The organism is Pantoea sp. Mb-10 (assembly GCF_021272205.1).
In the GTDB taxonomy this organism is placed as follows: Bacteria; Pseudomonadota; Gammaproteobacteria; order Enterobacterales; family Enterobacteriaceae; genus Pantoea.
The window spans coordinates 573,526-596,409 of the sequence record NZ_JAJSDX010000002.1 but is presented as its reverse complement, the minus strand read 5'-3'; the positions used below and the strand labels follow the sequence as shown (position 1 = coordinate 596,409).

At 54.4% G+C, this 22,884-nt stretch carries 22 protein-coding genes; 10 read left to right on the top strand and 12 right to left on the bottom strand.

Annotation, left to right across the window (positions count from 1 at the left end; translation table 11 throughout):
* Positions 1–354: 354 nt before the first annotated feature.
* The 9 genes from LU196_RS06045 to LU196_RS06005 form a co-directional block, all read right to left on the bottom strand.
* Entirely contained in the window at positions 355–1,437 is a 1,083-nt protein-coding gene (locus LU196_RS06045) for an acyltransferase family protein (RefSeq protein WP_232759752.1), read from the bottom strand.
* Positions 1,438–1,846: 409 nt separating this feature from the next.
* The gene (locus LU196_RS06040) at positions 1,847–2,935 is read right to left on the bottom strand and encodes an acyltransferase family protein (RefSeq protein WP_232759751.1); all 1,089 of its coding nucleotides are present in this window, start codon (positions 2,933–2,935) and stop codon (positions 1,847–1,849) included.
* Between the two features lie 236 nt (positions 2,936–3,171).
* On the bottom strand, positions 3,172–3,924 hold the full coding sequence (tcyN, locus tag LU196_RS06035) for an L-cystine ABC transporter ATP-binding protein TcyN (protein WP_232759750.1): 753 nt from the start codon (positions 3,922–3,924) through the stop codon (positions 3,172–3,174).
* Positions 3,921–4,589, bottom strand: a complete 669-nt coding sequence (gene tcyL, locus LU196_RS06030) for a cystine ABC transporter permease (protein ID WP_232759749.1) — start codon at positions 4,587–4,589, stop codon at positions 3,921–3,923. The genes tcyN and tcyL overlap by 4 nt, the downstream gene beginning before the upstream one ends.
* Positions 4,589–5,389, bottom strand: coding sequence for a cystine ABC transporter substrate-binding protein (gene tcyJ / locus LU196_RS06025; protein ID WP_232759748.1), 801 nt, complete (start codon positions 5,387–5,389; stop codon positions 4,589–4,591). Before tcyJ ends, tcyL begins: the two co-directional genes overlap by 1 nt.
* Before the next feature lie 134 nt (positions 5,390–5,523).
* A complete protein-coding gene (locus LU196_RS06020) occupies positions 5,524–6,522 on the bottom strand; it encodes a D-cysteine desulfhydrase (RefSeq protein ID WP_232759747.1) in 999 nt (332 codons plus the stop codon).
* 119 nt (positions 6,523–6,641) lie between these two features.
* The gene (fliZ, locus tag LU196_RS06015) at positions 6,642–7,145 is read right to left on the bottom strand and encodes a flagella biosynthesis regulatory protein FliZ (RefSeq protein WP_232759746.1); all 504 of its coding nucleotides are present in this window, start codon (positions 7,143–7,145) and stop codon (positions 6,642–6,644) included.
* A gap of 49 nt (positions 7,146–7,194) precedes the next feature.
* Positions 7,195–7,917, bottom strand: coding sequence for an RNA polymerase sigma factor FliA (locus LU196_RS06010; RefSeq protein WP_232759745.1), 723 nt, complete (start codon positions 7,915–7,917; stop codon positions 7,195–7,197).
* A gap of 143 nt (positions 7,918–8,060) precedes the next feature.
* Positions 8,061–9,029 (bottom strand): HNH endonuclease signature motif containing protein, encoded by a 969-nt coding sequence (locus LU196_RS06005; RefSeq protein WP_232759744.1) that lies wholly within the window; start codon positions 9,027–9,029, stop codon positions 8,061–8,063.
* Positions 9,030–9,300: 271 nt separating this feature from the next.
* Here LU196_RS06005 and LU196_RS06000 point away from each other — a divergent pair, with 271 nt between their 5' ends.
* Genes LU196_RS06000 through LU196_RS05975 form a run of 6 tightly spaced genes read left to right on the top strand, consistent with a single transcriptional unit; the run spans position 9,301 to position 14,409 of the window.
* Complete coding sequence (locus LU196_RS06000) at positions 9,301–10,104, top strand: hypothetical protein (RefSeq protein ID WP_232759743.1); 804 nt, start codon at positions 9,301–9,303, stop codon at positions 10,102–10,104.
* A 14-nt stretch (positions 10,105–10,118) separates the two neighbouring features.
* Positions 10,119–10,889 carry a glucose-1-phosphate cytidylyltransferase gene (gene rfbF, locus LU196_RS05995; protein WP_232759742.1) on the top strand — a complete coding sequence of 257 codons (771 nt, stop codon included), beginning with the start codon at positions 10,119–10,121 and terminating at the stop codon, positions 10,887–10,889.
* Positions 10,874–11,956, top strand: coding sequence for a CDP-glucose 4,6-dehydratase (gene rfbG, locus LU196_RS05990; protein WP_232759741.1), 1,083 nt, complete (start codon positions 10,874–10,876; stop codon positions 11,954–11,956). The genes rfbF and rfbG overlap by 16 nt, the downstream gene beginning before the upstream one ends.
* Positions 11,957–11,964: 8 nt before the next feature.
* Positions 11,965–12,507, top strand: a complete 543-nt coding sequence (rfbC, locus tag LU196_RS05985) for a dTDP-4-dehydrorhamnose 3,5-epimerase (protein ID WP_232759740.1) — start codon at positions 11,965–11,967, stop codon at positions 12,505–12,507.
* Positions 12,504–13,352, top strand: coding sequence for an NAD(P)-dependent oxidoreductase (locus LU196_RS05980; RefSeq protein WP_232759739.1), 849 nt, complete (start codon positions 12,504–12,506; stop codon positions 13,350–13,352). The genes rfbC and LU196_RS05980 overlap by 4 nt, the downstream gene beginning before the upstream one ends.
* A complete protein-coding gene (locus LU196_RS05975; RefSeq protein ID WP_232759738.1) occupies positions 13,345–14,409 on the top strand; it encodes a class I SAM-dependent methyltransferase in 1,065 nt (354 codons plus the stop codon). Before LU196_RS05980 ends, LU196_RS05975 begins: the two co-directional genes overlap by 8 nt.
* A gap of 40 nt (positions 14,410–14,449) precedes the next feature.
* On the opposite strand, the gene LU196_RS05970 is transcribed toward LU196_RS05975, so the two are convergent.
* Positions 14,450–18,082 (bottom strand): glycosyltransferase, encoded by a 3,633-nt coding sequence (locus LU196_RS05970; RefSeq protein WP_232759737.1) that lies wholly within the window; start codon positions 18,080–18,082, stop codon positions 14,450–14,452.
* An 84-nt stretch (positions 18,083–18,166) separates the two neighbouring features.
* Positions 18,167–18,991 carry a flagellin gene (locus LU196_RS05965; RefSeq protein WP_255697824.1) on the bottom strand — a complete coding sequence of 275 codons (825 nt, stop codon included), beginning with the start codon at positions 18,989–18,991 and terminating at the stop codon, positions 18,167–18,169.
* 380 nt (positions 18,992–19,371) lie between these two features.
* On the opposite strand from LU196_RS05965, the gene fliD reads away from it, so the two are divergent.
* The 3 genes from fliD to fliT are packed head-to-tail and all read left to right on the top strand — an operon-like array spanning position 19,372 to position 21,600.
* Positions 19,372–20,817 (top strand): flagellar filament capping protein FliD, encoded by a 1,446-nt coding sequence (gene fliD / locus LU196_RS05960; protein ID WP_232759736.1) that lies wholly within the window; start codon positions 19,372–19,374, stop codon positions 20,815–20,817.
* A 19-nt stretch (positions 20,818–20,836) separates the two neighbouring features.
* On the top strand, positions 20,837–21,244 hold the full coding sequence (gene fliS, locus LU196_RS05955) for a flagellar export chaperone FliS (RefSeq protein ID WP_232759735.1): 408 nt from the start codon (positions 20,837–20,839) through the stop codon (positions 21,242–21,244).
* Positions 21,244–21,600, top strand: coding sequence for a flagella biosynthesis regulatory protein FliT (fliT, locus tag LU196_RS05950; protein WP_232759734.1), 357 nt, complete (start codon positions 21,244–21,246; stop codon positions 21,598–21,600). The genes fliS and fliT overlap by 1 nt, the downstream gene beginning before the upstream one ends.
* A 65-nt stretch (positions 21,601–21,665) precedes the next feature.
* Here the strand turns inward: fliT and yedD are convergent, their stop codons facing one another.
* Complete coding sequence (yedD, locus tag LU196_RS05945) at positions 21,666–22,127, bottom strand: lipoprotein YedD (RefSeq protein WP_232759733.1); 462 nt, start codon at positions 22,125–22,127, stop codon at positions 21,666–21,668.
* 200 nt (positions 22,128–22,327) lie between these two features.
* Between yedD and LU196_RS05940 the strand changes: the two genes are divergently transcribed.
* Positions 22,328–22,651: a DUF6388 family protein gene (locus LU196_RS05940; protein ID WP_232759732.1), complete on the top strand. Its 324-nt coding sequence runs from the start codon at positions 22,328–22,330 to the stop codon at positions 22,649–22,651.
* Positions 22,652–22,884: the final 233 nt, after the last annotated feature.

The window sequence follows — 22,884 nt, the reverse complement described above, 5'->3', positions numbered from 1 at the left end:
GCGAATCGACGCCGGTCCGTCAGGAAGGCTGAGGGAGTGAAGGCACCGCGCAGCGGCGAGCGGGGCTGGCGCAGGGCCGGGGAGTGCAGAGGGCGCGGCCTGGCGCCCTCTGCTCGGTCGCCGCAGCACGGCAAAGGCACCTGCCAGTGCCAGTGGCGAACGAAATTTGCACCGTGCAGCGAGGAAGCTTCGCCGCTGCCTGCGGCATAAGCCCGCCACTGCAAGTGGCTAAAGCACCTGCCAGTGCCATGGCGAACGAAATTTGCACCGTGCAGCGAGGAAGCTTCGCCGCTGCCTGCGGCATAAGCCCGCCACTGCAAGTGGCTAAAGCACCTGCCAGCGGCAGCCTCCCCCTTATCCCAGTGACTTATCCCGCTTTAATGTTATTAGCGTTGGAAACAAAAACAGCGACTGCCCCAATCCTCGGTTGGTCATTGACCACACCGCCACCGAGCAAAGCGAGCAGATTGCCACCATCGCCAGGGGATAGAGGCAGGCCCACAGCACCGAAAACCAGGCGTATTCAAAGGCGTGGTAACGCTGTGCCAGCAGAATGGCTGACATACCAAAAAACTCAAGAAAAATGCGGTGTATCACATAAATCTGCAGTGTGTTGCGACCAATCCAATTGAGGACGGTCATGCTGAAATGCTGATTCAGCCAGCGGCACACCGCCACACTCGCCATCACCGCCAATGTGCACAGGAAAAGGTTCTTCTCGAGACCAAAGAGAAGCTGAACGCCGCCCAGCGCCACCAGCAGCGCCCAGGGCAAAAGGTTTTGCCGGTGCCACTCACTCATACGCAACAGCGTCGGGCTCCAGAACGCCCCAAGCAAAAAGAAAAGAAAATACTGCGCCACGCTTTGCGGGCCCCAGAAAGGAATGATTTTTGTCACGGCAAGATAATTCACGGCTATCGCCACTGTCAGCAAGAGCCCTTTATGCTGGCGAAACAGTTTGGCAAAAAGGAAATAGAGTGCAAGACCGTAGAGATACCAGGACGTGCTCATGGCCATAAATGTCAGGGTAATAAATTCGATGAGCGAGCCAGCGTAAGCAGCATTCAGATTATGCGAAATGCGCTGGCCAGTGATTTCGCTGGAAATACCGATAATAGACCACCACTGAATCACACCCCATAAAATATAGAGATAAAAAAGGTTCATTACGCGGCTGGTCATCACCTGCTTCCAGGTGCGATTTAAAATACCGTTGGTGGCAAGTAAACCCGAAACAAAAAAGAATGCAGGCATCCGCAGCGGGGACAACACGGTATTAAATTGCACCCACATGTCTGCTGGCAACCACCCGGCGGTTAAATATTTCAGCGTGCCTTCAAAACCGGGCAACACGGTGTGGTAAAGCACCACCAGCAGTATGCAGGCGCCCTTGAGGGTATTAATCCAGCCAATATCATTTTTTGTGCTGTTATTCATAAGATTAACTCCCGTTACTGTGTTGCGTCAGAAGAGAAAGCGGAGGCGAAAAGAAACGAATAGGCGTTATGATTATTTGAGGGATAGTAACCCTGCAGGCTGCGAGTGACTGTAGCGAAACTCTTAAATACCCTTTACTGGTCCTGCGCGGCGGCAGCGATCCCCTGCCGTTGGGTTTTTATTTTGTGGGAAAAGCGCGCAGTGACCTTCTGAATATAACGCGACGAGACCGATATAGCCTCATAATGTGAGGGTGATCGCATTTAATAATTAAGAACAATCCAGACGGATATATTCCAAATAAAAATACACTGCGTAAGATTATTTCCTGCAATGTGGCAAATGATTAAGAAAATAAGTTCATTATGTGGTGAGTAAAAAAGGGCCAGCAAGCTGGCCCTCGTGATGATTATGGCGTCGCGGCCGGTTTCGCGTCCGTCGCTGATTGCCGCAGCAAACGCGGATGAAGAAACAGTATCCGGCCTGGCCCGCGGTTCAGCAGGTTCCACACCAGCAGCGACAGCATCACACAGATGGCCACGCCGCTCACCGGCATGATCAGCGCCCATGTCCAGCTGAACGCGGCATTGCCAAACCAGCCGTAATGCAACGCCAGAGAAATCGCGCCCAAACCGAGCAGCTCAATAAAGATCCGGTGCAACACATAAATCTGCAGCGTATTGCGGCCAATCCAGTTAAGCCAGGCCATATTGAAATGCGCATTCAGCATCCGGCACACCACAATACCGAACACAATCGTCAGCAGGCTATAGAACGGGTTCTTGTAGCTGCCGCCAAGGTGGTGCGCCACGCCCAGCGCCGCCACGCCCGCCAGCAGCAGCCAGTGCTGTCGCTTCAGCATGCTAATCGCGATCACGCGCTGGCTAAAGAACACGCCCAGCAGGAAGTAGAGGTAATTTTGCGCCACGCTGGTCGGTCCCCAGCCGGGAATCAAACTAAATTGCGCGGCATAATTAGCCAAAACAGCCAGCAGCACCAGCGCCATCTTTTGGCGATAAAACAGCTTGGTAAACAGGAAGAATCCGGCAAGCGCATAGAGGTACCACAGGCTGGTCATCGCGGTCATCAGCAGCTTTAAGAACTCCAGTGGCGTATCGGCATACGCCGCGTTTTTGGTGCTGGAAAGGCGCTCCCCCAAATGCGTGGAGATGTAGTGAATACTGATCCACTGAATCACGCCCCAGAGCAGATAGAGGTAGAGAATATTGCTGAACTTTTTGGTGAACACCTCTTTCCAGCGCTTTTTCACCACGGAATTAGCCGCCAGCAGGCCAGAGACAAAGAAGAAGGCGGGCATGCGCAGCGGCGAGAGGTAAGTATTGAATGTCACCCACGCGTGCGCAGGCACCAGCCCCGCCGTGAGGTGATGCAGTGAGGGCGCGAAGGTGGTGATAATCGAATGGTGTAGCACCACCAACAAGATACAGGCTCCCTTGAGGGTATTGATCCACAAAACCTCATTCTTGGCTGTTTGCATTTTTAAATCCTGGTTGAGACATAAATTCGTAAAGAATTATTTATAAATATGAAGATGTCTCAATCGGGCTGCTCCTAAAAATACAGACAAGGCGTAAGCGTGCCCTACATCAAGAATAAAAATAATTATTATCAATAATTTAATTAAAAAAGGAAAAAGAAAAACCAGAATAAACTTAGGGTCTTTATGCGCGGAAAAGTAAGAAGCGCGCCGTCCGAACCAGACGACGCTTTAGATTATTGATTAAGAAACTTGTCTAAAAATTGCCGGGTACGGGCGTGCTGCGGGTTACGGAACAGTTCGCTGGCGGCGCCCTGTTCTACAATACGGCCCTGATCCATGAAAATGGCGCGATCGGCAACGTCACGTGCAAAGCTCATTTCGTGCGTCACGATCACCATGGTTCGCTTCTCTTCGGCCAGCGCACGTATGGTATTCAACACTTCTCCCACCAGCTCAGGGTCGAGCGCCGACGTGGGTTCGTCAAACAGAATCACTTCGGGCCGCATCGCCAGCGCACGCGCAATCGCCACACGCTGCTGCTGCCCCCCCGACAGGCGGCGCGGGAAGCTGGTTTCCTTACCCTGCAGGCCCACTTTTTCCAGCAGCACGCGCGCACGCGCCACGGCTTCCGTCTTGTCCTCACCTTTAACAATCACCGGCCCTTCAATGATGTTTTCCAGCACCGAACGGTGCGGGAACAAGTTGAAGTTCTGGAACACAAACCCCACCTGTTGGCGCAACTGTCTTACCTGCTGCTTCTGCTTGCTCAGGCCAAGGCTGGCGTCTATGGCGATATCACCCACCTTGATGTGCCCCTGCTCTGGCACTTCCAGCAGATTGATACTGCGCAGCAGGGTGGTTTTACCCGAGCCGCTAGGGCCGATAATGGCCACCACTTCCCCGGGCGCCACATCAAGGTCAATGCCGTGCAGCACCGTCTGGCCGTTGAACCGTTTGACCAGCTGGCGGACTTCAATCGCACTCATTTCGCCTCCCGATCCTGCTTATTCACGTGTGCTTCCAGCCGATTCTGCAAGGCGGAAAGTACCGTTGCCATCACCCAATAGATCAGCGACGCGGCCAGATACATAGTAAAGACCTCCAGCGTGCGCGAGGTGATCAGCTGCGCCTGGCGGAACAGTTCCGGCACCTGAATCGTGGCGGCCAGCGACGTGTCTTTTACCAAACTGATAAAACTGTTGCCGAGCGGCGGCAGCGCCGTGCGCGCGGCCTGCGGTAAGATCACCCGGCGCAGCGTTTGCCACGGCGTCATCCCGATGCTGGCCGCCGCTTCCCATTGACCGCGTTCAATTGACGCAATCGCGCCGCGCAAGGATTCCGACGCATAAGCCGCAGTATTCAGCGACAGGCCGATCATGGCGGAGGGAATCGGATCCAGTTCAATACCAAACTGCGGCAAGCCGTAATAGATCATAAACAGCTGCGCAATCAGTGGCGTCCCGCGAAAAATCGACACGTAGATACGCGCCAGCCACGCGATCGGCCAGAACGGTGAGAGACGCATCAGCGCCAGCACAAAGCCGAGTAGCAGGCCGAAAAACATCCCGCCAATACTCAGCTCCAGCGTAAACAGGGCGCCTTTAAGCAAAAAAGGTGCTGAATCCAGCACCAGTTGTAGGCTTTCCTGCATTATTTGGTCACGTCCGCGCCGAACCATTTCTCAGAAAGCTGGTGCAACGATCCATCTTTCTGCATATCGGCAATCGCGCCATCAATGGCTTTCAGCAGCGATTCATTGCCTTTGCGCAGCGCCACGCCAGCCTCAAGACGCGAGAAGGCAGGGCCCGCTACGGCCATGGTATTGCCGGTTTTCTTAACCAGATCCAGCGCGGCCAGACGGTCAACCAGAATGGCATCAACGCGGCCTGAACGCAGATCCTGATACTTGGTCGGGTCGTCATCATAAGTGCGGATATCTACGCCTTTGACGTTGTCACGCAGCCACTGTTCGTAGTTTGAACCTAGCCCCACGCCCACTTTCTTACCCGCCAGATCGGCCGGTTTCTGGATGGTGTCGGCGTTCTTTTTCAGCGTCAGCGCCTGCACGCCAGAGATCGTGTACGGCGTTGAGAAGTCATACTTTTTCTTGCGCTCATCGGAGATAGTGACTTGGTTAATCACCACGTCGATGCGTTTGGAATCCAGCGAGGCCAACATACCGTCCCATTTGGTGGGTTTCAGCGCGGCTTTTACACCGAGGTGCTTGGCCAGCGCTTGGGCAAACTCCACTTCAAAACCGGTGAGCTTGCCTTTTTCATCCTGAAAACTGAACGGCGGATAGGTGCCTTCCAGGCCCACGCGCAGTTCGCCTTTGCTTTTTACCTGCGCCAGCAGGTCGTCTGCGGCGAAGGTGTTAACGTTAACACCCGCCGCCAGTGCGACCGCCATAAATCCCATCACCATCTGGCGACGAATCGGAGAAAATTTCATGTTTACCCCATTATTGTGATCTGTTGTGTGCTGTGAGGCGGCGAAACCACGCGTGCCGCCCGTTTTTTGTAGGCAAAACCGGTGCAGAAAAACACCGGTAAGCGCCGGATTATAAATCTTTTTTTGCCGCTGTCTCAGACAAAAGGATGATAAGCAAATAACGCGGGCGATCCACCGGTATGCACGAACAGCAGCGGCCCCTCACGCTGGAAGCGTCCCTGGCTGATACCCTCGATCAGCCCGGCCATGGCTTTGCCCGTATAAACGGGATCGAGCATGATGCCCTCAAGGCGCGCCAGCAGCTTCACCGCCTCCATGCCCTCGGCGTTGGGCTCGCCGTAGCGCGGAGCAAAATAGTCATCCCACAGGGTAATTGGCGCGTGAACCGGCAGCTCAAGCTGCGCCGCCAGCGCCGTGCGCAAGCGTTCGACAATCGGCTGCTGTGCCGCCACGCTGCGGGAAACGGTGACGCCCACCAGCTCGGTTTGCGGCAATAACTGCTCCAGCCCGACGGCCAACCCCGCGTGCGTACCCGCACTGCCCGAGGCCACCACCACGGCGGCGAAGTCTACGACGCCTTCACTCTGGTGCGCAATTTCTAGCGCGCACTCAACATAGCCCAGCGCGCCCAAGGCGTTAGAGCCGCCTACCGGCACGGTATAAGGGCGAAAACCTTGCGCCTCCAGACGTTCGGCCTGCTCGGCGAGTTGCGCGGTAGGATCGTGTAATGCATCCACCATGATGATTTCGGCGTCCATCAATTCCAGCAGCAGGCGGTTACCGTTGCTAAGGTAGTTTTCCGCCGTCGTGGCAATCGGGTTTTCCAGCAGCGCCACGCACTTTAATCCGAGGCGCGCGGCCACGGCAGCGGTCTGGCGTACGTGATTGGACTGAATCGCGCCCGCGGTAAGCAGCACATCGGCCCCCTCCCGCAGCGCATCGGCGGCGAGAAACTCCAGCTTGCGCAGTTTGTTGCCGCCTAATGCGACCGGGGTGACGTCATCGCGCTTAATAAAGATATCGCGGCCGAGGTAATCCGACAGTCGGGGTAAGTGTTCAAGCGGCGTAGGCGCACCGAGAAGTTCGAGTCGAGGGAACTGGTGCAAAAGATCTAAGGACAATGCAGCCTCCATTCAGGCAGTGTGCAAATATCCATACAGTGTTGCAGAAGATGCGAAAAGTCGCATCCAGAAATCTATGCAGGCGCGCCTTGTTGCTGATAGTCGTATCAACAACAAGGACAGGATCCCATTTAGCTGCGCTGCCAGCCTAAAAACTGATCGTATTTACGCAGCGCAATGCGGTAGTTATTATTACCCGCATCGGGTAAATCATTTTCCAGACATTCATGCCAGCTGTTGCCCCGCAACCGATCTGCAGGAAAATTTTTCGCTTTCAGCATGTCATCCAGACGACGCAGTCGAACCACATATTCACGAATTGTGCTGTGGCTCATTTCGGTCTGCTCAAACAAATATTGTTTGAACGCCATAATGTCGAAGTAATTAGGGTGAGTATTGCAAAATATATCGCTGCAAAAACGACACAGTGCGGTCAGTTCAGGTTGAAGTTTCATCCAAACCTGATCGTCAATCATTTGATCCATGCGCGCAATGGCTTCTTTATTAATGATCTGACCACGAAAAACTAACGCCATTCGGTCTAACACTTTGCCACAATGTGAACAATTCGTTTGGCTGTGTTTGTAGTCTTTAAGATAACGACTTAAAGGTCTGGCTTTAATTTTGGCTCCCATTGCTGAGTCCCCGGTTTTTTTATTTTTCGATCCCCAGGAACTGAGTCTGTTAGCGCGCACCCGAAAGCCGGGCGCGAAGGCGTTTAATAGCCTGACTGTGCAGCTGGCTTACGCGAGATTCTCCCACGTCCAGCACCGCACCAATCTCTTTCAAATTCAGTTCTTCCTGGTAGTACAGTGTGAGCACCAATTTTTCACGCTCAGGCAGAGCCTCGATCGCTTCAATGACGCGGTCACGCAGGTTCCCTTCCATTAACTGGTGCAGCGGATTGGCTTCTTCATGCCCGTCCGTCACCAGCTCCGCACTGTCACCGTGCTCTTCCCGATACTCGTCATACGAAAAGAGTTGGCTATTGTTGGTATCAAGCAGAATCTGCCGATACTCTTCGAGCGAAACATCCAATTGCTCAGCCACTTCCTGCTCGGTAGCCGAGCGCCCCAACGCTTGTTCTACCCGATGCATTGCCCCGGCCACTTCACGCGCGTTACGACGTACGCTGCGTGGTGCCCAGTCGCGGCTGCGCAGTTCATCCAGCATTGCGCCACGAATGCGCTGCACGGCGTAGGTGGTAAAGGCGGTGCCTTGTAGCGCGTCGTAGCGCTCCACGGCGTTCAATAAGCCAATGCCCCCTGCCTGCAGCAGATCATCCAGCTCAACGCTGGCTGGCAGCCGCACCTGCAGGCGCAGCGCTTCATGCCGCACCAGAGGAACGTAACGCTGCCAGAGCGAATGTTTGTCCATCACGCCATCAGCGGTATAGAGATCGTTCACGTTGACTACCCTGCGTTAGTAAAGTTATCGGCATGATTATCCAATTCTGTAGAGGTTTCGATTGGCAGAATAGGCGGGCAAAAGCGAGGTATTTTTAAATTTGATATAAGTAGCGGTGCGTTGCACCGCTACCCCAGTGTGGCTTAGCGCGGAAGGCGCAGTCGTGCTCGGGTGCCGGTGGGCACCGCCTCCCAGAGCGCACAGGTTTTACCGTCAAGCGCCTGATAAAATTCGCTAATAGCGGCTTCCGATTCCAGCAGCGGATTAAACCGAACCTGCCCGGTTTCACTGTCAATGCTGATCATTTTATTAATAAACAGGCGCTGCAGATCGCTCCGCAAGAATAAACCGTTGTCCACGCTATTATCCGCAAGCATACCCTCTTCATTCTCTTGCGTATCAATGTGACAGGCTTCGACCCACGGCCAGCTATGGCGTTCCGTAAGCTGCGTCCCCGTGATAATACAGGCGCCGTAGCGGGCTTTCACCGCAGCAGTAAACTCCGCCTGGCTGGCACGTTGAAACACTTTGGCCTTCACGCGTCGACCCACTTCCGTGCCCGGCATCACGGCGGTAGGCACCTTATGCTGCGGCGTACTCAGGACCACCAGAAACTGGACTTTACGCGACAGCGGAAAACAAGGGTGGGCGTTGGGATCAAACAGCTGCCAGTACTCATCCTCTTCCGTCTGGCGCATCAGCACCAGTTTAAAGCCGCGGCTGTTCAGCAGATTCTGCGCGGCCGCCGAGTGGGGATCGAGCATGGCGTATACCTGCGTTTCGCCCACTACGCGCCAGCGCCCCTCTTTCTTACTTTCGTCGGTGCGGCGGAAGTACAGGAAAGCCTGCTGACTTTTCAGGTAGTGCTCAAAGCGGCGCAAATAGTTTTTCCGCTCATTGTCTTCTGAGACAAACAGCAGATCTTCCAGCGGACTGTTCTGCTCCTGCTGGGCAAACACCGCACGGATAATCAGGTTGCGGAAGCTGGTGGACGGACTCAGCAAGCCGCGCGCAGTGAGCTCTTTTTCTTCCGGATGCTGCTGGGCATAGCGCAGCGCGATCTCCTCGAAGGTGAGCATCTCACCGGGTAACAAGTCATAATTGAAGCGCATAGACACCCCAGAAACAGGAAACAACAACCAAGAAATGAACAAATATTCTGAGGAGTGTTATCGGCAGATTAAGCAAGGACTGTAATTCACGCGCGGTTTTTTATGCCGCTTGTGAGCAGAACGGTAAGCAGCCCGATGTCGCCAGGCAGCGGGCGATGGCGGAGGCGGATTTCACTTAAAATGCACCACAGATAGCGCTCTTTTCACAGCATTAAGCGCGCGCCGCAGCAGATAAAATACGCAAAGCACCCATTGAACCAAGGAACTTTCAGTGCCTACTTTCGTTATCTGCCATCAAGATCTGCCGTGCTTTCCTCTGCCCGATGATGCCCGGATTGTCTGGTTGAGTTCTGAGGCGCCGCCCGAGAGCGCGCACAAACTATATTCCGGCTATGACTATTTCCCGGATGGCCAAGCCTTGCACAAACGTATTTCTGGCGCACTGGGCCCGCTGGCAATCCGCCGCATACTGGAAAGCGAAACGAGCAGTGATGACACCGTCACGGTATGGCAGTATCGGAAGTTCGTCACCACGCAAGAGTTCGGTATACCTTCGCGTAACTACGGCGGTATTAATACCCTGAGCATTGACGAGGCCAAAACCTTATCGATTGCGCCCACGCCGCGCAACGATCAAAGCTTTATTATTGCCCTGCCCAGCAAGATCCACAGTACCTATATGCAGTACGGCGGCGTGCATAACATCGTCGATTTATTACGATACACGCAACTCGCGGTTGAATTGAATGTATTAAGCCTGCATGAAAGCTATGAATTTCTTAATTTCCCTTCGTTAATTATTGGCGGCATGGAGCTAGGCACCTATCCGCGTGAATGGTGGCAGGCGTGCTTTGAATATATTGAGATGGTCACGCTGGAATTTGAAAAACGTTTTGACGCATTTGATAGCGAAGATCCCTATCAAAAACGGGCCGTGGCGTTTTGTCAGGAACGATTGGGCTCCTATTTTTTACAAAAAAACCTGATGTTAAATACCGGCAATAGCATTCCTGCGTCCCTGTTCGGCTTTGTGCACAGCGTGTCGGAAAGCGGCAATTATCAGCGCGGCACCTAATTTTCGGAGGTTGTATGAAAGTGGTTATTCTGGCAGGTGGACTGGGTTCTCGCTTATCTGAAGAAACCGTTGTTCGCCCTAAACCGCTGGTGGAAATAGGTGATAAGCCGATCATCTGGCATATCATGAATATCTATTCCCATTACGGTTTTAATGATTTTATTATCTGCTGCGGCTATAAAGGCTATCAGCTAAAAGAGTATTTTTCGAATATTGTTTTGCACCATAACGATATTACGGTTGATTTGATCAACAACAAAATTGAATACCACAACTGCTCGGCGCCTGACTGGAAAGTTACGCTGGTGGACACCGGGATCGACTCGATGACCGGCGGTCGCATCAAGCGGATTAAATCCTGGCTGAAGCCGGATGAGCCTTTTATGCTGACCTACGGTGACGGCGTAGGCGATGTGAACATCCGTGAAGAACTTGATTTTCACCTGTCGCATGGCCTCAAAGCCACAATGTGTACCGTGATCCCCCCTGCCCGCTTCGGTACCATTCACGCCGACGGCTTCCGTATCACCAGTTTTGCAGAGAAACCGCGCGATCCCTCCGCGCGCATCAACGGCGGCTTCTTTATTCTGGACCCCTCGGTTATCGATTTGATCGAAGACGATCAGACGGTATGGGAGACCGGCCCGCTGGAAAAACTGGCCAACGCCGGTCAGCTTGCCGGGTTTATTCACGATGGCTTCTGGCAGCCAATGGATACGCTGCGTGAGAAAGTGTACCTCGATGAACTGTGGCGTAACGGTGAGGCCCCATGGAAAGTCTGGTAACGCCTGCTTTTTGGCAGGGAAAAAAAGTCCTTATTACCGGCCATACCGGCTTTAAAGGGTCGTGGTTAACGCTTTGGCTCGAGCAGATGGGCGCCAAGGTCAGCGGCATTTCCCTCGCCAATCCTGAGGCGCGTAGCCACTATGCGTTGGTGCAGCGCGGGCGTGATATCCAGGACATCACGTGTGATATTCGCGATAAAGCGGCGCTTGAAGCACACATTGCGGCCATTCAGCCCGAGATGGTTTTTCACCTGGCCGCTCAGGCGCTGGTGTCGTGCGCCTATGACGCCCCCTGGGACAATTTCACCAGCAATGTCTCCGGCACGCTAAATCTGCTGGAAGCGCTGCGCGAAAATGACAGCGTGCAGGCTATCCTCGTGGTCACGACCGATAAAGTCTATGCCAACGATGGCGTGAAGCATCACTTCTTTAAAGAGACCGATGCGCTGGGCGGGCAAGATCCTTATAGCGCATCCAAAGCCATGACGGAAATCCTCTGTGCCTCCTGGCGCGAGAGCTTTATGCGAAAAAAAGGGGTGCCGTTAGCCACGGCGCGCGCCGGTAATGTCATCGGCGGCGGCGACTGGGCCAAAGATCGTCTCATCCCGGATTACTACCGCGCGCGCGACGCACAGCAGACGCTACACCTGCGCTATCCCGACGCCGTTCGCCCCTGGCAACACGTGCTGGAGTCACTGCGCGGCTACTTGCTGTACGCAGAATATTTGCTGCACAACCGTGACCACTATGTTCCCGCGCTCAATTTTGGGCCATCCATGGCGAATCAGCTCACCGTTAAACAGGTGTTAGAGGCGCTCAGTGCCGTTGCGCAGCAGACGCCTGAAGCCGTACAGCAAGTTCCCCCGGCAAACAGTGAAGCGCTCTATTTGAACCTCGACTCCACGCAAGCGGCGCACACCTTGGGTTGGCACCCGGCCCTGAACATGCCTGCCACCCTGAGACTGACTCATGCCTGGTATGCGACGGCGCGCGGGCAAACGAACATGCGCGAGTTTGCTGTTGAACAGCTCAACGACTATTTGCGCACCTGCAGTGCGGCACAGTAAGGAAAGCCATGAACCTCATTCCAACGCCGATTGCTGGCGCCTTTGAAATCCTCCCGCGCGCCTTCGAGGATAATCGCGGATCTTTCACCCGGCTGTTTTGCGAAAATACGTTTAAGGCGCACGGCCTCGCGTTTCATTTCCCGCAGTGCAACCTGTCACGCAATCCGCAGGCGGGCACGCTGCGCGGCCTGCATTTACAGCGCGCGCCGCACAGCGAAGTGAAGCTGGTTCGCGCCCTAAGCGGCAGCATCTTTGACGTAGCCGTGGATCTCCGCCCGGACTCCCCGAGTTACCTGCAATGGCACGGTGTAGAACTGCGCCACGATAAACAGAATGCGTTTTACATTCCCGAAGGATGCGCCCATGGCTTTATCACCCTGGAAGCGCACTGCGATTTGCTCTACCACGTTTCAGCGAACTGGACGCCAGAGGCGGAACAGGGATTTTTATGGAACGATCCGACCTTTGCTATCGCATGGCCCTGTTCGCCGGTGCTGATCAGTGAGAAGGATCAATCCCATGCGCGTTATCCTGCGGCGGCACAACCATGACGCGGCATATTCTACTCACCGGCGCCAGCGGTTTTGTGGGCCGTGCCCTGCTGGAGGCTTTTGCACAGCATGATGTCAGTATCACGATCGTTGGCCGACACGCGCTGCCTGAGTTTGCCGACTACGACACTATCCGCAAGGTCATCACCGTGGATTCGCTGTTTACGCTTTCGGTTGACGCGTGGCGCGACTGGCTGAGTGATGTCGACTGTGTGCTGCATGCGGCGTGGTACGTTGATCCCAAAGATTACCTTCATGCCGCGGAAAACCTGCAGTGTCTGCAAGGCTCGCTGAATCTGGTGCAGGCGTGCCGTGCCGCCAACGTTGCCGCATTTTGCGGCATTGGCACCTGCTTTGAGTACGATCACGCCGAGCCCGCCCTGCGCGTGAGCACGCCGCTGAAGCCGCAATCCGTGTATGCCGCCAGCAAAAGCGCCCTGTGCAGCGTTGCCCAGCAGTTACTGAAAGAGACGTCCACCGCGTTTAGCTGGTACCGCCTGTTTTACCTGTATGGCAAACACGAAAAGCCGGGCCGCTTCGTCAGCTATTTGCGCGATCAATTTCAGCGCGGTCAGCCTGCTGTGGTGAACAATCCCACGCTACAGCGTGACTATATGGACGTAGCAGACGCCGCCGATAAGATTGTTGCCTCGGTACTCAGAGGTGGGCAAGGCGTTTTCAACGTCTGTTCAGAACAGCCGATTTCTCTCGGCGCCCTCGCCAAACGCATCGCGGCAGAGCATCACGCCGAACATCTGCTCACGCTGACCACACCGCTCGGCGGTGCACCGAGCGTGCCTGTGCTGTACGGTATTAGCAATTTGGAGACCGATCGCCATGACTAACGTCCCTGTGCTGTTTGCACGCCAGGATTACCCTGTGTTCCAGAACATTACCTTTCCCAGCGCCGAAGCGGCACGCAACGCCACGCGCGTGAACATCAGCCTGATTCAGGATCCGGTGACCGGCACGGTGAAAAACCGCGACTTTGATGCGCAGCTGATGACCTACGATGAGAATTATCACAATGAGCAGGGACTCAGTGACGCCTTCAAAACCCATCTTTTGCAGGTAAGCGAGCTGATCGCCGCCTACATGCCGCAGCACAAGTTGGTGGAAATTGGCTGTGGTAAAGGGGTGTTTTTGGATCTGCTCAGCCAGCAAGGTTTCAGCATCAGCGGCTTTGATCCCAGCTACGTTGGCGACGATAGCCGCATCCGTAAAGCGTATTTTAACGCCCAATCTAATGTGGCCTGCGACGGCATTATCCTGCGGCACGTACTGGAGCACATTGAGGATCCGCTGTCGTTCTTACATCTGATCAAATCCCAGGCGCCTTCCGGCACTAAAATCTACATCGAAGTGCCTAACCTGGATTGGATCCTCGCCAAAAACGCGTGGTTTGATGTGTTTTACGAACACGTCAATTACTTTCGCCTGAGCGATTTCCAGCGTTACTTCAAACGCACGCTGTCGCTGGGTGATATCTTTCATCAACAATACCTGTATGTGATCGCCGATCTCGATGAATTGCAGGATGTGGCGTCGTTACCGGCCGAGCCCGCGCGCCTGGCGCCTTTCTCGCTGGGGCTGGGCAGCGCGCTGCTGGCGCAATTGCAAAGCGAGCAGCCGATCTCTATCTGGGGCGGCGCGTCGAAAGGGGTCATTTTCGCGTTGAATTTGGCACGCATGGGGCTGAAAGTCGCACGCATTATCGATATCAATCCGAAAAAACAGGGGCAGTACACGGCGGTGACGGGCATTCGCATTGAATCCCCAGAGGAAGCGCGACAAGGCATGCGCGACGGAGAGTCACTTTATGTGATGAATTCGAATTATCTGGAGGAGATCAAGACCATGACCGCCAACCGTTTTACCTACCATATTATTGAAGACAACTAAGCATGCATTTAGGGCCCGCGTTACCGCAGGCCCTTTTTCATTATGGCAGCCAGGCTTTACGCCAGTCTGTTAATCCTTCATCGCGCAACATCCACTCTGTATGCACCGCCTGACGCAGCCGATCGCCCCGCTCCGCCAGCTGGCCGCTTTGCCACTCCGCGAGGTGCGCACGAATCGCTTTCATCCAGTCTTTATAGCGGTTAGCCACCAGCGTCACCGGTAAGCCGCAGCGATAAGGTTCAATGTCGGTGCAGATCACCGGCACGCCCAGTGCGCCCAGCTCCAGCAAACGCAGGTTACTCTTACACTCATTGAAGTAGTTGTTCTCCAACGGCACCAGCGCCAGATCCAAATTCAGCGTGGAGAGTTTTTCGGGATAGTAATCAAACGGCACGCCAATGTGGTATTCGCACTTCACCCCTTGCGGCTTCATGCCCATAAAGACCCAGTCAACGTCGTTTTCCAGCTCTTTAATAAACGGCAGAAGAATTTCCAGATCGCCCGTGTGGCTGCTGCCGCCTGCCCAGCCGACGCGCGGCTTCTTACCCTGCATACGCAGGCACTGCAGGTTTTCCCATAGCGTGACGTCGAGACGGTTTTTCGCCACGCGGATGTCCGAATGGAATGGCGCATAGGCCTCCGCCAGCGGCTCGGTTGATACCACCAGCCAGTCGGCTTGCTCAATGCCGCGGCGCAGCAGGCTAGGCATATCCTTCGGCACGACTTTGCGGAACCGGTTTTTCATCGGCAAGTTGAGGAAATAGTCATCGTATTCAAAAATGATTTTGGCATTGCTAACTTCACGGTATTGCTGCACGCGCTGTTTGATCTCCGCGTCCATCACCAGTTCAAGCAGCAGCACATCCGGCTGGGCACTGGCCACTTCCATGGCCGAAGGGATACCGTGATGCAGCCCCCCTTCCAGCACGACGTTTTGCTCAAGCGCGTTAAACGGCATGATGACGCGATAGTTACCGCAGCCGGTGAAGTTTTTATTGCAGGCCATGATCACGGGCAGCGGTCGACCCGGCAACGGCTGCTGCATATCGGCCTGGCGAATGCCTAACTGGAAGTTACTGCCGACCTTCGCAAGGTTGCGATTGTAGCTCGGATCGTCGCGCAGCGCGGCGCCCCATTTTTTACGCAACTGTCCATAGTGCTCGTCGCCGGGAGCCGCCACAACGTTGATTTTTTCACCCAGCACGCGCGTTGCGCCGCCCATATGCACCAAGCGCGCATACGGCGTCCACACATTCATGAAGCCCGCCGCTCGGGCTTTTAAGCCCAAATCCACGTCGCCAAAGTAGTGCGGGAACGCCTCGTCGTCGAAGCCCCCCAGCTCCTGGAACGTCTCTTTACGCACCATCATGCAGGCGGCGCTGACGGCGGTAACGTTATTGACGCTCTGCAGGCGATGCAGGTACCCCAGCGTGCCGCCGGCAATGCCTTCATAGATTGACGAGATGCCAAGCCCAACGCCCGCCACAATACCGGCGTGCTGAATACGGCCATCTTCAAACTCCAGCCGTGCGCCGACCACGCCCACTTCCGGGCGCAGCACCTGCTCCACCATGGCATCAATCCAATCAGACGCGACAATTTCGACATCGTTATTCAGATACAGCAGGATGTCGCCTGCGGCATGGGCGGCGGCAAAGTTATTAATAGCAGAATAGTTAAACGGCTGAGGCCAGCGCAGCACCTTGATTTGTGGAAGATTCAGTGCCACCAGCTGGTCGAGGTATTCACACGCGTCAGGCTGAACGGAGCCGTTATCCACGATAACCACTTCGTAATCTGGCCAGCGGGTTTTTTCCAGCAGGGTTTCAAGGCAGCGGCGCAGCAGCGACTGACGATCGCGCGTAGGAATAATGATCGAGACTTTAGGCACCTGCGGGTGGTGATAGCGCACGCGATGCAGCCCGGTTTGCATGCCCGGCTCTATTGTGGCCTGAATACCACAGCGCGTCACGTGCGCCTGCGTCAGAGGCGGATGCTCAGCCAGCACCGTTTCATCGGTGAGCCAGTCTTTAAAGCTATAAGGGATGTGCATCACGACTTCAGAAACGTGACCAACGCTCTGCGCCCCCACCGTTTCCACCAGCCGCCAGATGAGATCTTGCACCGCCAGCTTTTTATAGCGCGGATCAAAACCCCCGGCGTCGCGCGCGCGCGCCACGTCGATGACCACCTGGTTGCCAATGTAGGGCTGGCTACGCAGCATGTCGACGCTGAAATCAGGTTTCAGAATGGCGCTAAGCTCCTCACTGCTTTTGCCGTAGAGCGCATCGCTATACCACAGGGCTTTACTGGGTTCGCGCAGGCGATGTTCGATAATGCTCAAGAGCGCGTGGGGGAAAAGCAGAACGCCCGCTTCCACCACCAATACGGCACTGGCGGTACAGCTTTCCAGCGCGGCGGCCAGCCCATCGGCGGGCACCTGCTGAACCGAGCTGGCCGGCCAGTACTGTTGTTGCAGCGCGTGCTGAGTTTTTTCAACGGCGTCCGCGTCGCCGTTATCGACGATCAGCGCGGCGATATCGCTCTGTTCTGGATTCTGCTGGGCAAAGGATTTCAGGATCGCAATGCGGGTCGCCGACGGCACCCGTTTTTGCAGCCATTTCTCCAGAACGCGTGACTTTTCCGCTTCATCGCCGACGACTTTACGGTGCAAGGTCAGCGCCGCAGCCTGTTTTTCAGTGATAGTGAGCGGCGCTGGCGTTGGCAGTTGCTGCACCAGGGCATCAAGACGGGCGGTTAATGACCATTGTTCGATAGCGGCATCGCGGAACGTCTGCGTCCAGCTTCGTGCTGCGTCGAAGCCACGTTTGATCTCCTCGGCCAACGCCTCCATGCTTTCCACGGTGACATCGCCGTTCGCCAGGAAGTGACGCCGCAGGTGACTGTCCAGATTATTATCCGCGACGTAGCCGCCGTTGTAGGTCAGATCGGTGGTGAAGGCCGGAATGCCCAACGCCAGCGCCTGCGGAATAGGCCGGAACTGGCCCATAATCACTTGGTACTCAGCGAAAAGGGCCGGCGTGTGTTTATCAACGGTATGTTCAGTGCCCAGAAAATCCAGCGTGATGTTGTCTCTGGCAAGCGTCTCTTTTAATTTTAAAACGTCTTCGTTTTCTTCTTCTGCTATTAACAGAATACGGCGCAGCGCAGTGACCTCAACGGCTTCATGCTGCACAAACGCATCGCTAACGGTAAGCGGAAATAACTCAAGTTTACCCTCTTCAATGCCCCGGTTAACCAGCTTTGCCCACGCGCTATTGGAGACCGCCAGCGCACGCCAGGCGAGCCGGTTTTCAACGTCAGCGCCGTAGGGCAAATCCTGGTCGGCATATTTGTGGTAGTGTTGGAAAAGGCAAACGCCAGTGATTTCCTGCTGCTCCAGAGCGCGAATCAGGGTATGACTCATGTAGCCCTGGCAAATCCAGATCAGCTGATACTCTTTCTCCAGCGGGTGTTCATCTTCAAAGTGCGTCGCGAGCCGACCCTGCTCTTTAAGCTGATTAATCCGCTGTAAAAAATGCCCTTCAATTTGACGCGTAACCAAATCCACCTGCCAGCCAAGGCGGTGAAAGTGGTTGATGATGTCGAGGCATGTTGTTTCAACTTCGTTAAACCGATTTAATTTATCAATGGCGATCAATAACTTCTTCATGCTTCTCTCCGCGCCCCTCATCGTGGGCTTACAAGAAAAAACCCGGCCATAGGCCGGGTTAAGGTTTTCACAAGTCTAAAGTGATTAGCCTTGCAGCAGAGACAGCACGCTCTGCGTTGTCTGGTTAGCTTTCGCCAGTACTGAAGTACCTGCCTGCTGCAGAATCTGCGCACGAGACATGTTAGAAACTTCAGTTGAGTAGTCAGCATCCTGAATACGAGACTGAGATGCAGACAGGTTGTTAACAGTGGTGTTCAGGTTGTTGATGGTAGATTCGAAACGGTTCTGAATCGCACCCAGGCTGCTACGTGCAGTGTCAACGTCTTTGATACGTGCATCCAGGTCAGACAGTGCGTTAGCACCGGTAACGCTGAAGGTGCTGCCCAGAGTAGAAGCCTGGAAGCCGTCGCCGCTCAGGTCGATAGAGATAACGTTCGCACCAGATGCATCATCAGAACCTACCTGGATGCTTACAGAAGCAGCAGTACCGGTCTGGTTGAAGATTGATTTGTTGTTGAAGGTGCTGGCGTTACCGATACGGGTAATTTCAGCCAGACGTGCATCAACTTCTTCCTGGATTGAAGAGATATCGTCGTCGCTGTTGGTGCCGTTTTTCGCCTGAACAGTCAGCTCACGGATACGCTGTAAGTTGGTGTTGATTTCGTTCAGTGAACCTTCAGCGGTCTGCGCCATTGAGATACCGTCGTTGGCGTTACGTGCTGCCTGAGTCAGACCTTTGATCTGAGAGGTCATACGGTTGGCAATTGCCTGGCCAGCCGCGTCATCTTTTGCGCTGTTGATACGCAGACCAGAAGACAGACGCTCGATTGCAGTGCTCAGAGAAGCCTGTGATTTGTTCAGGTTGGTCTGAGTAGTCAGTGACATGATGTTGGTATTGATAACGGACATAATAAGTTCCTTTAAAATCAGTTGGGTTTCGGTCTGAGCTTTGTCAGCTCACGGCGTCTCTCACCGTCAACCAAGTTATCGTCAGCCTTTTTCCTAACTTTAGAAAATTTCCTTAAAATGAATTATCTTTCTGTTTTTATAAGTGTTTTTATTTTCACGCCGCGCCTTTCTTATCTATTTACCTGGCAAAAGCATTGCCGCGGCTTATCTATAGAAGGAAGAGCGTAGGAAAGAGAATATGACTTAACCGCAATTTTCGATGCGGCTAAATAGCTCATTATCGCTACTCTATTCGCCTCATCATTTGCGCTTAACAAAAATTAAACTTCAGGTATGGATGGCCGATAACCTCGGTACATCTTTTACACTGAGGAATCATCATGGCAAGTATTAGTAGCCTGGGCGCAGGAACAAGCCTTCAGCTTGACTCGCTCTACACGCAGCTGGAAACCGCAGAGAACTCCAAGCTGACGGTGATCACCAATCAGCAGTCAACGTATAACAGTCAGCTTACCGCTTACGGCAAGTTGCAAAGTTCGCTTTCTGCTCTGGAGACAGCTACCGCCGCGCTAGGGAAAAGCACCACCTTCAGTGCCACCAGCGTGAGCAGCACCACGACCGCGTTCTCTGCGACCACAGACAGCACCGCGACCGTGGGCGACTATAACGTGACGGTTCAGCAGGTCGCCAAAGCGCAGTCGCTGATTTCGAATTCCTTTAGCAGTAAAAGCACGCAGCTTGGCGACGGCAGCGGATCGCGCACGCTGACGATCACCCAGCCCGGCACGACCGATCCGCTGAATATTACGCTGACCGACAGTCAGACGACCCTTTCGGGTATCGCCGATGCGATCAACAAAAGCGCCGGCAACGTCAGTGCGACCATTATTTCCGCTAGCAACGGCGACTATCGCCTGATGCTGACGTCAAAAACCTCCGGTACCACCGGCGATATGACCATTACCAGCAGCGATAGCACGCTGCAAAGCGCCGTTGGTTACAGCGCGAGCGCGACCGGCACGCAGAATATGTCGGTGCAGACCCCGTCGCAGAATGCCAAGTTTTCGGTCAATGGCATCGCCATGGAGCGCAGCAGCAACACCGTTTCAGATGCACTGACCGGCGTGACCCTGAATTTAAAGAGCGCCAGCCCCACCGCCAGCGGTGAAACGCTGAGCGTGTCTCGTTCCATCGACAGCAGCAAAACCGCGGTGAAAGCGTGGGTCACGGCCTACAACTCGCTGCAATCCACGATTGCCAGCGTGACCAAGTACACCGCGGTGTCGCAGGGTGCAGATCAGGCGGCCAGCAACGGCGCGCTGCTGGGTGACAACACGGTACGTACCGTGCAGACCAAACTGGCCAGCATGCTCACCAATCTGCAGAGCGGCGGTGCCTACTCCGTCCTGTCACAGCTGGGGATCACGACCGATCCAACCAAGCAGGCCGACGGTTCGCTGGGTGCGTTAACCATCGATGACAGCAAACTCACCGATGCGCTCACCAATAACCCGCAGGCGGTGAGCAGCTTCTTTGTGGGTGACGGGAAAACCACCGGTTTTGCTACCCAGATGGATACGACGCTGAAAGCGATGCTGAGCACCACTGTGGGTCAAGAAGGCATCATCAAAAACGCCACGGACGGGATCAATAACACCCTGAAAGATCTCAGCACGCGTTACGATGCGATGCAGGACAGCATTGATGCCACTATGGCGCGCTATAAGACACAGTTTACCAACCTCACTACGCTGGTGAACTCCCTGACCAATACGTCGACTTACCTGACGTCTCAATTTAATAACTCATCATCATCTAATTCCTAATAGATGAAAGGGTAAATGTATGTACACGAATTCGGGCGCGCAGTTTTACCAGAAAGTCGGCATTGAAAGTGCCGTAATGAGCGCCAATCAAGCGCAACTCTTAATTATGTTGTTTGACGGCGCATTAAGCGCGATGACGCGCGCCCGTCTTTTCTTGCTTGATGGCAATATCGAAGGGAAAGGGTTATCGCTGTCTAAAGCGATCAACATTATTGAAAATGGGCTTAAACAAGGTCTGGAAACGGATAGCGGTGATGAACTCACCGATAATCTGTTGGGCCTATATGATTACATGGTGCGTCGTCTGTTACATGCCAATCTGCGTAACGATGTAGAAGCTATCGAAGAAGCTGAAGGTCTACTTCGTAACATCGCTGATGCCTGGAAAGAAGTCGCGCAAACTCTACAACTTCAGGACGCCGTCTAATGAATACCGCACCGCAACTGATTACCGTTTACCAGCAGATACTCGACCTGAGCCACGGCATGCTGCGTCTGGCCGCCAAAGGCGAATGGGACGACTTAATTACCAAGGAAGTTGACTACGTCAGTGCGGTGCAGCGGCTGGCGCAATCCACCGAGGCGGCTCCGCCGTCACACCAGCTCCAAGAGCAGCTGCGTCCGGTGCTGCGCCATATTCTGGACAATGAAAGTGAAGTGCGACGCCTGCTGCAGGCGCGTATGGATGAACTCACCAGCCTGGTGGGGCAATCCACTAAGCAAAAGTCGGTGATGAATGCCTACGGTAAACAGGGCAACGTCTGGTTACCGCATAACGCTTGAGTGCGTTCTGTCGAAACGCAAACGGGTGAGCCATGGCTCACCCGTTTTTTTTGCGCCTGCGTCTGCTATTTTTGCGTCGCGGGACGCATTATCTGCGGTTCAATGTCCTGAATCACGCGGACGTTGGGCTGCTGCTTCATCTTTTCCAACGCCTGCTGACACTCAACGGTCGGCTGCGCCACTTTGCGCAGACGTAAACCATCGTAGTGCAACTCCCCGTCTTCCACCTCAAGCGGCATAACGCGCACGAAACGGTTCACGTTTACCCACGTATCGCCTTCACGCGTCAGCTTGCCAGGTTTGGCAATCACGCGCTGCCACTGACGGCAATCCAGCGTATCGCCCTGCGGGGTAATGATGAGGCTAGCCAGCGCGCGGTCGCTGATTAAATCGCTCTGTGGACCAACGGATTGCCAGTTGCCCTGCAGCGTCTGCGGCGCAGGCGTTTTGACTGCTTCATCGTAATTGCTGATTTGTGCACACCCGCTGAGCACCAGCAGCGCAGACAGTGCCATCCACTTCTTCATTATTTATCCCTACAATCGCCTTAATGGCGGCTACGTTATAATTTTTACGGGCGGTTGCGCAAGCCATCCCTGCCTGCTTATCCCTTCTTCGCAAGGGGATGCCGATAAAAACGGCGATGCACCGTTGTACCGCGCTGCCAGCCTGACAAGCGTCGCGACGCGCGTTACACTGGCGCCTTAGTTTATAGCAGGAATAGCGTATGAAAACCCCTCAAGAATATTACGCGCAGGCGCGCACAATGTTTTTCGCCGCGCACCCCGATTTCCAGGCCGCGCTGGATGAGCTCACGGAGCGCGATGCGCGTGCGGCCAACCTGTCGCTGCGGGAGTTACGTGAATGGCACGCGGAACGCATCTACGCCGCGTTTCTGCGGCAGAAAAAGCTCGATGGTATGCTGTTTTCCATCCAGCTCGCCGAGCCGGACAAAGAAGTGGCCGCAGAAGCGATTGAAACCTATCTGAAATCTCACGCTGAAGCACTGGGGATGACGTGGGAAGAATTTTGCATCAAGAACGAGCTGTAAGCTGGAGACACTACCGCCCAAAATAATGGCTGTACAACGCAAGAATAACTTGTACAACTTTTTAAATACTGTATAACTTAGCATCACGACGTCAGTCGTAGATTGTCCTTGAACGAAGGTGCTTATGCGCCGCCTCTGGAGGTGTTGCTGGATTTCCACCTCCAGAGGTCCCCTTTTTTCGCCGCTTTAAATCTCTCTTCGCCCCCCTTTTTTCTGTGCTTTACGCTGCGCGA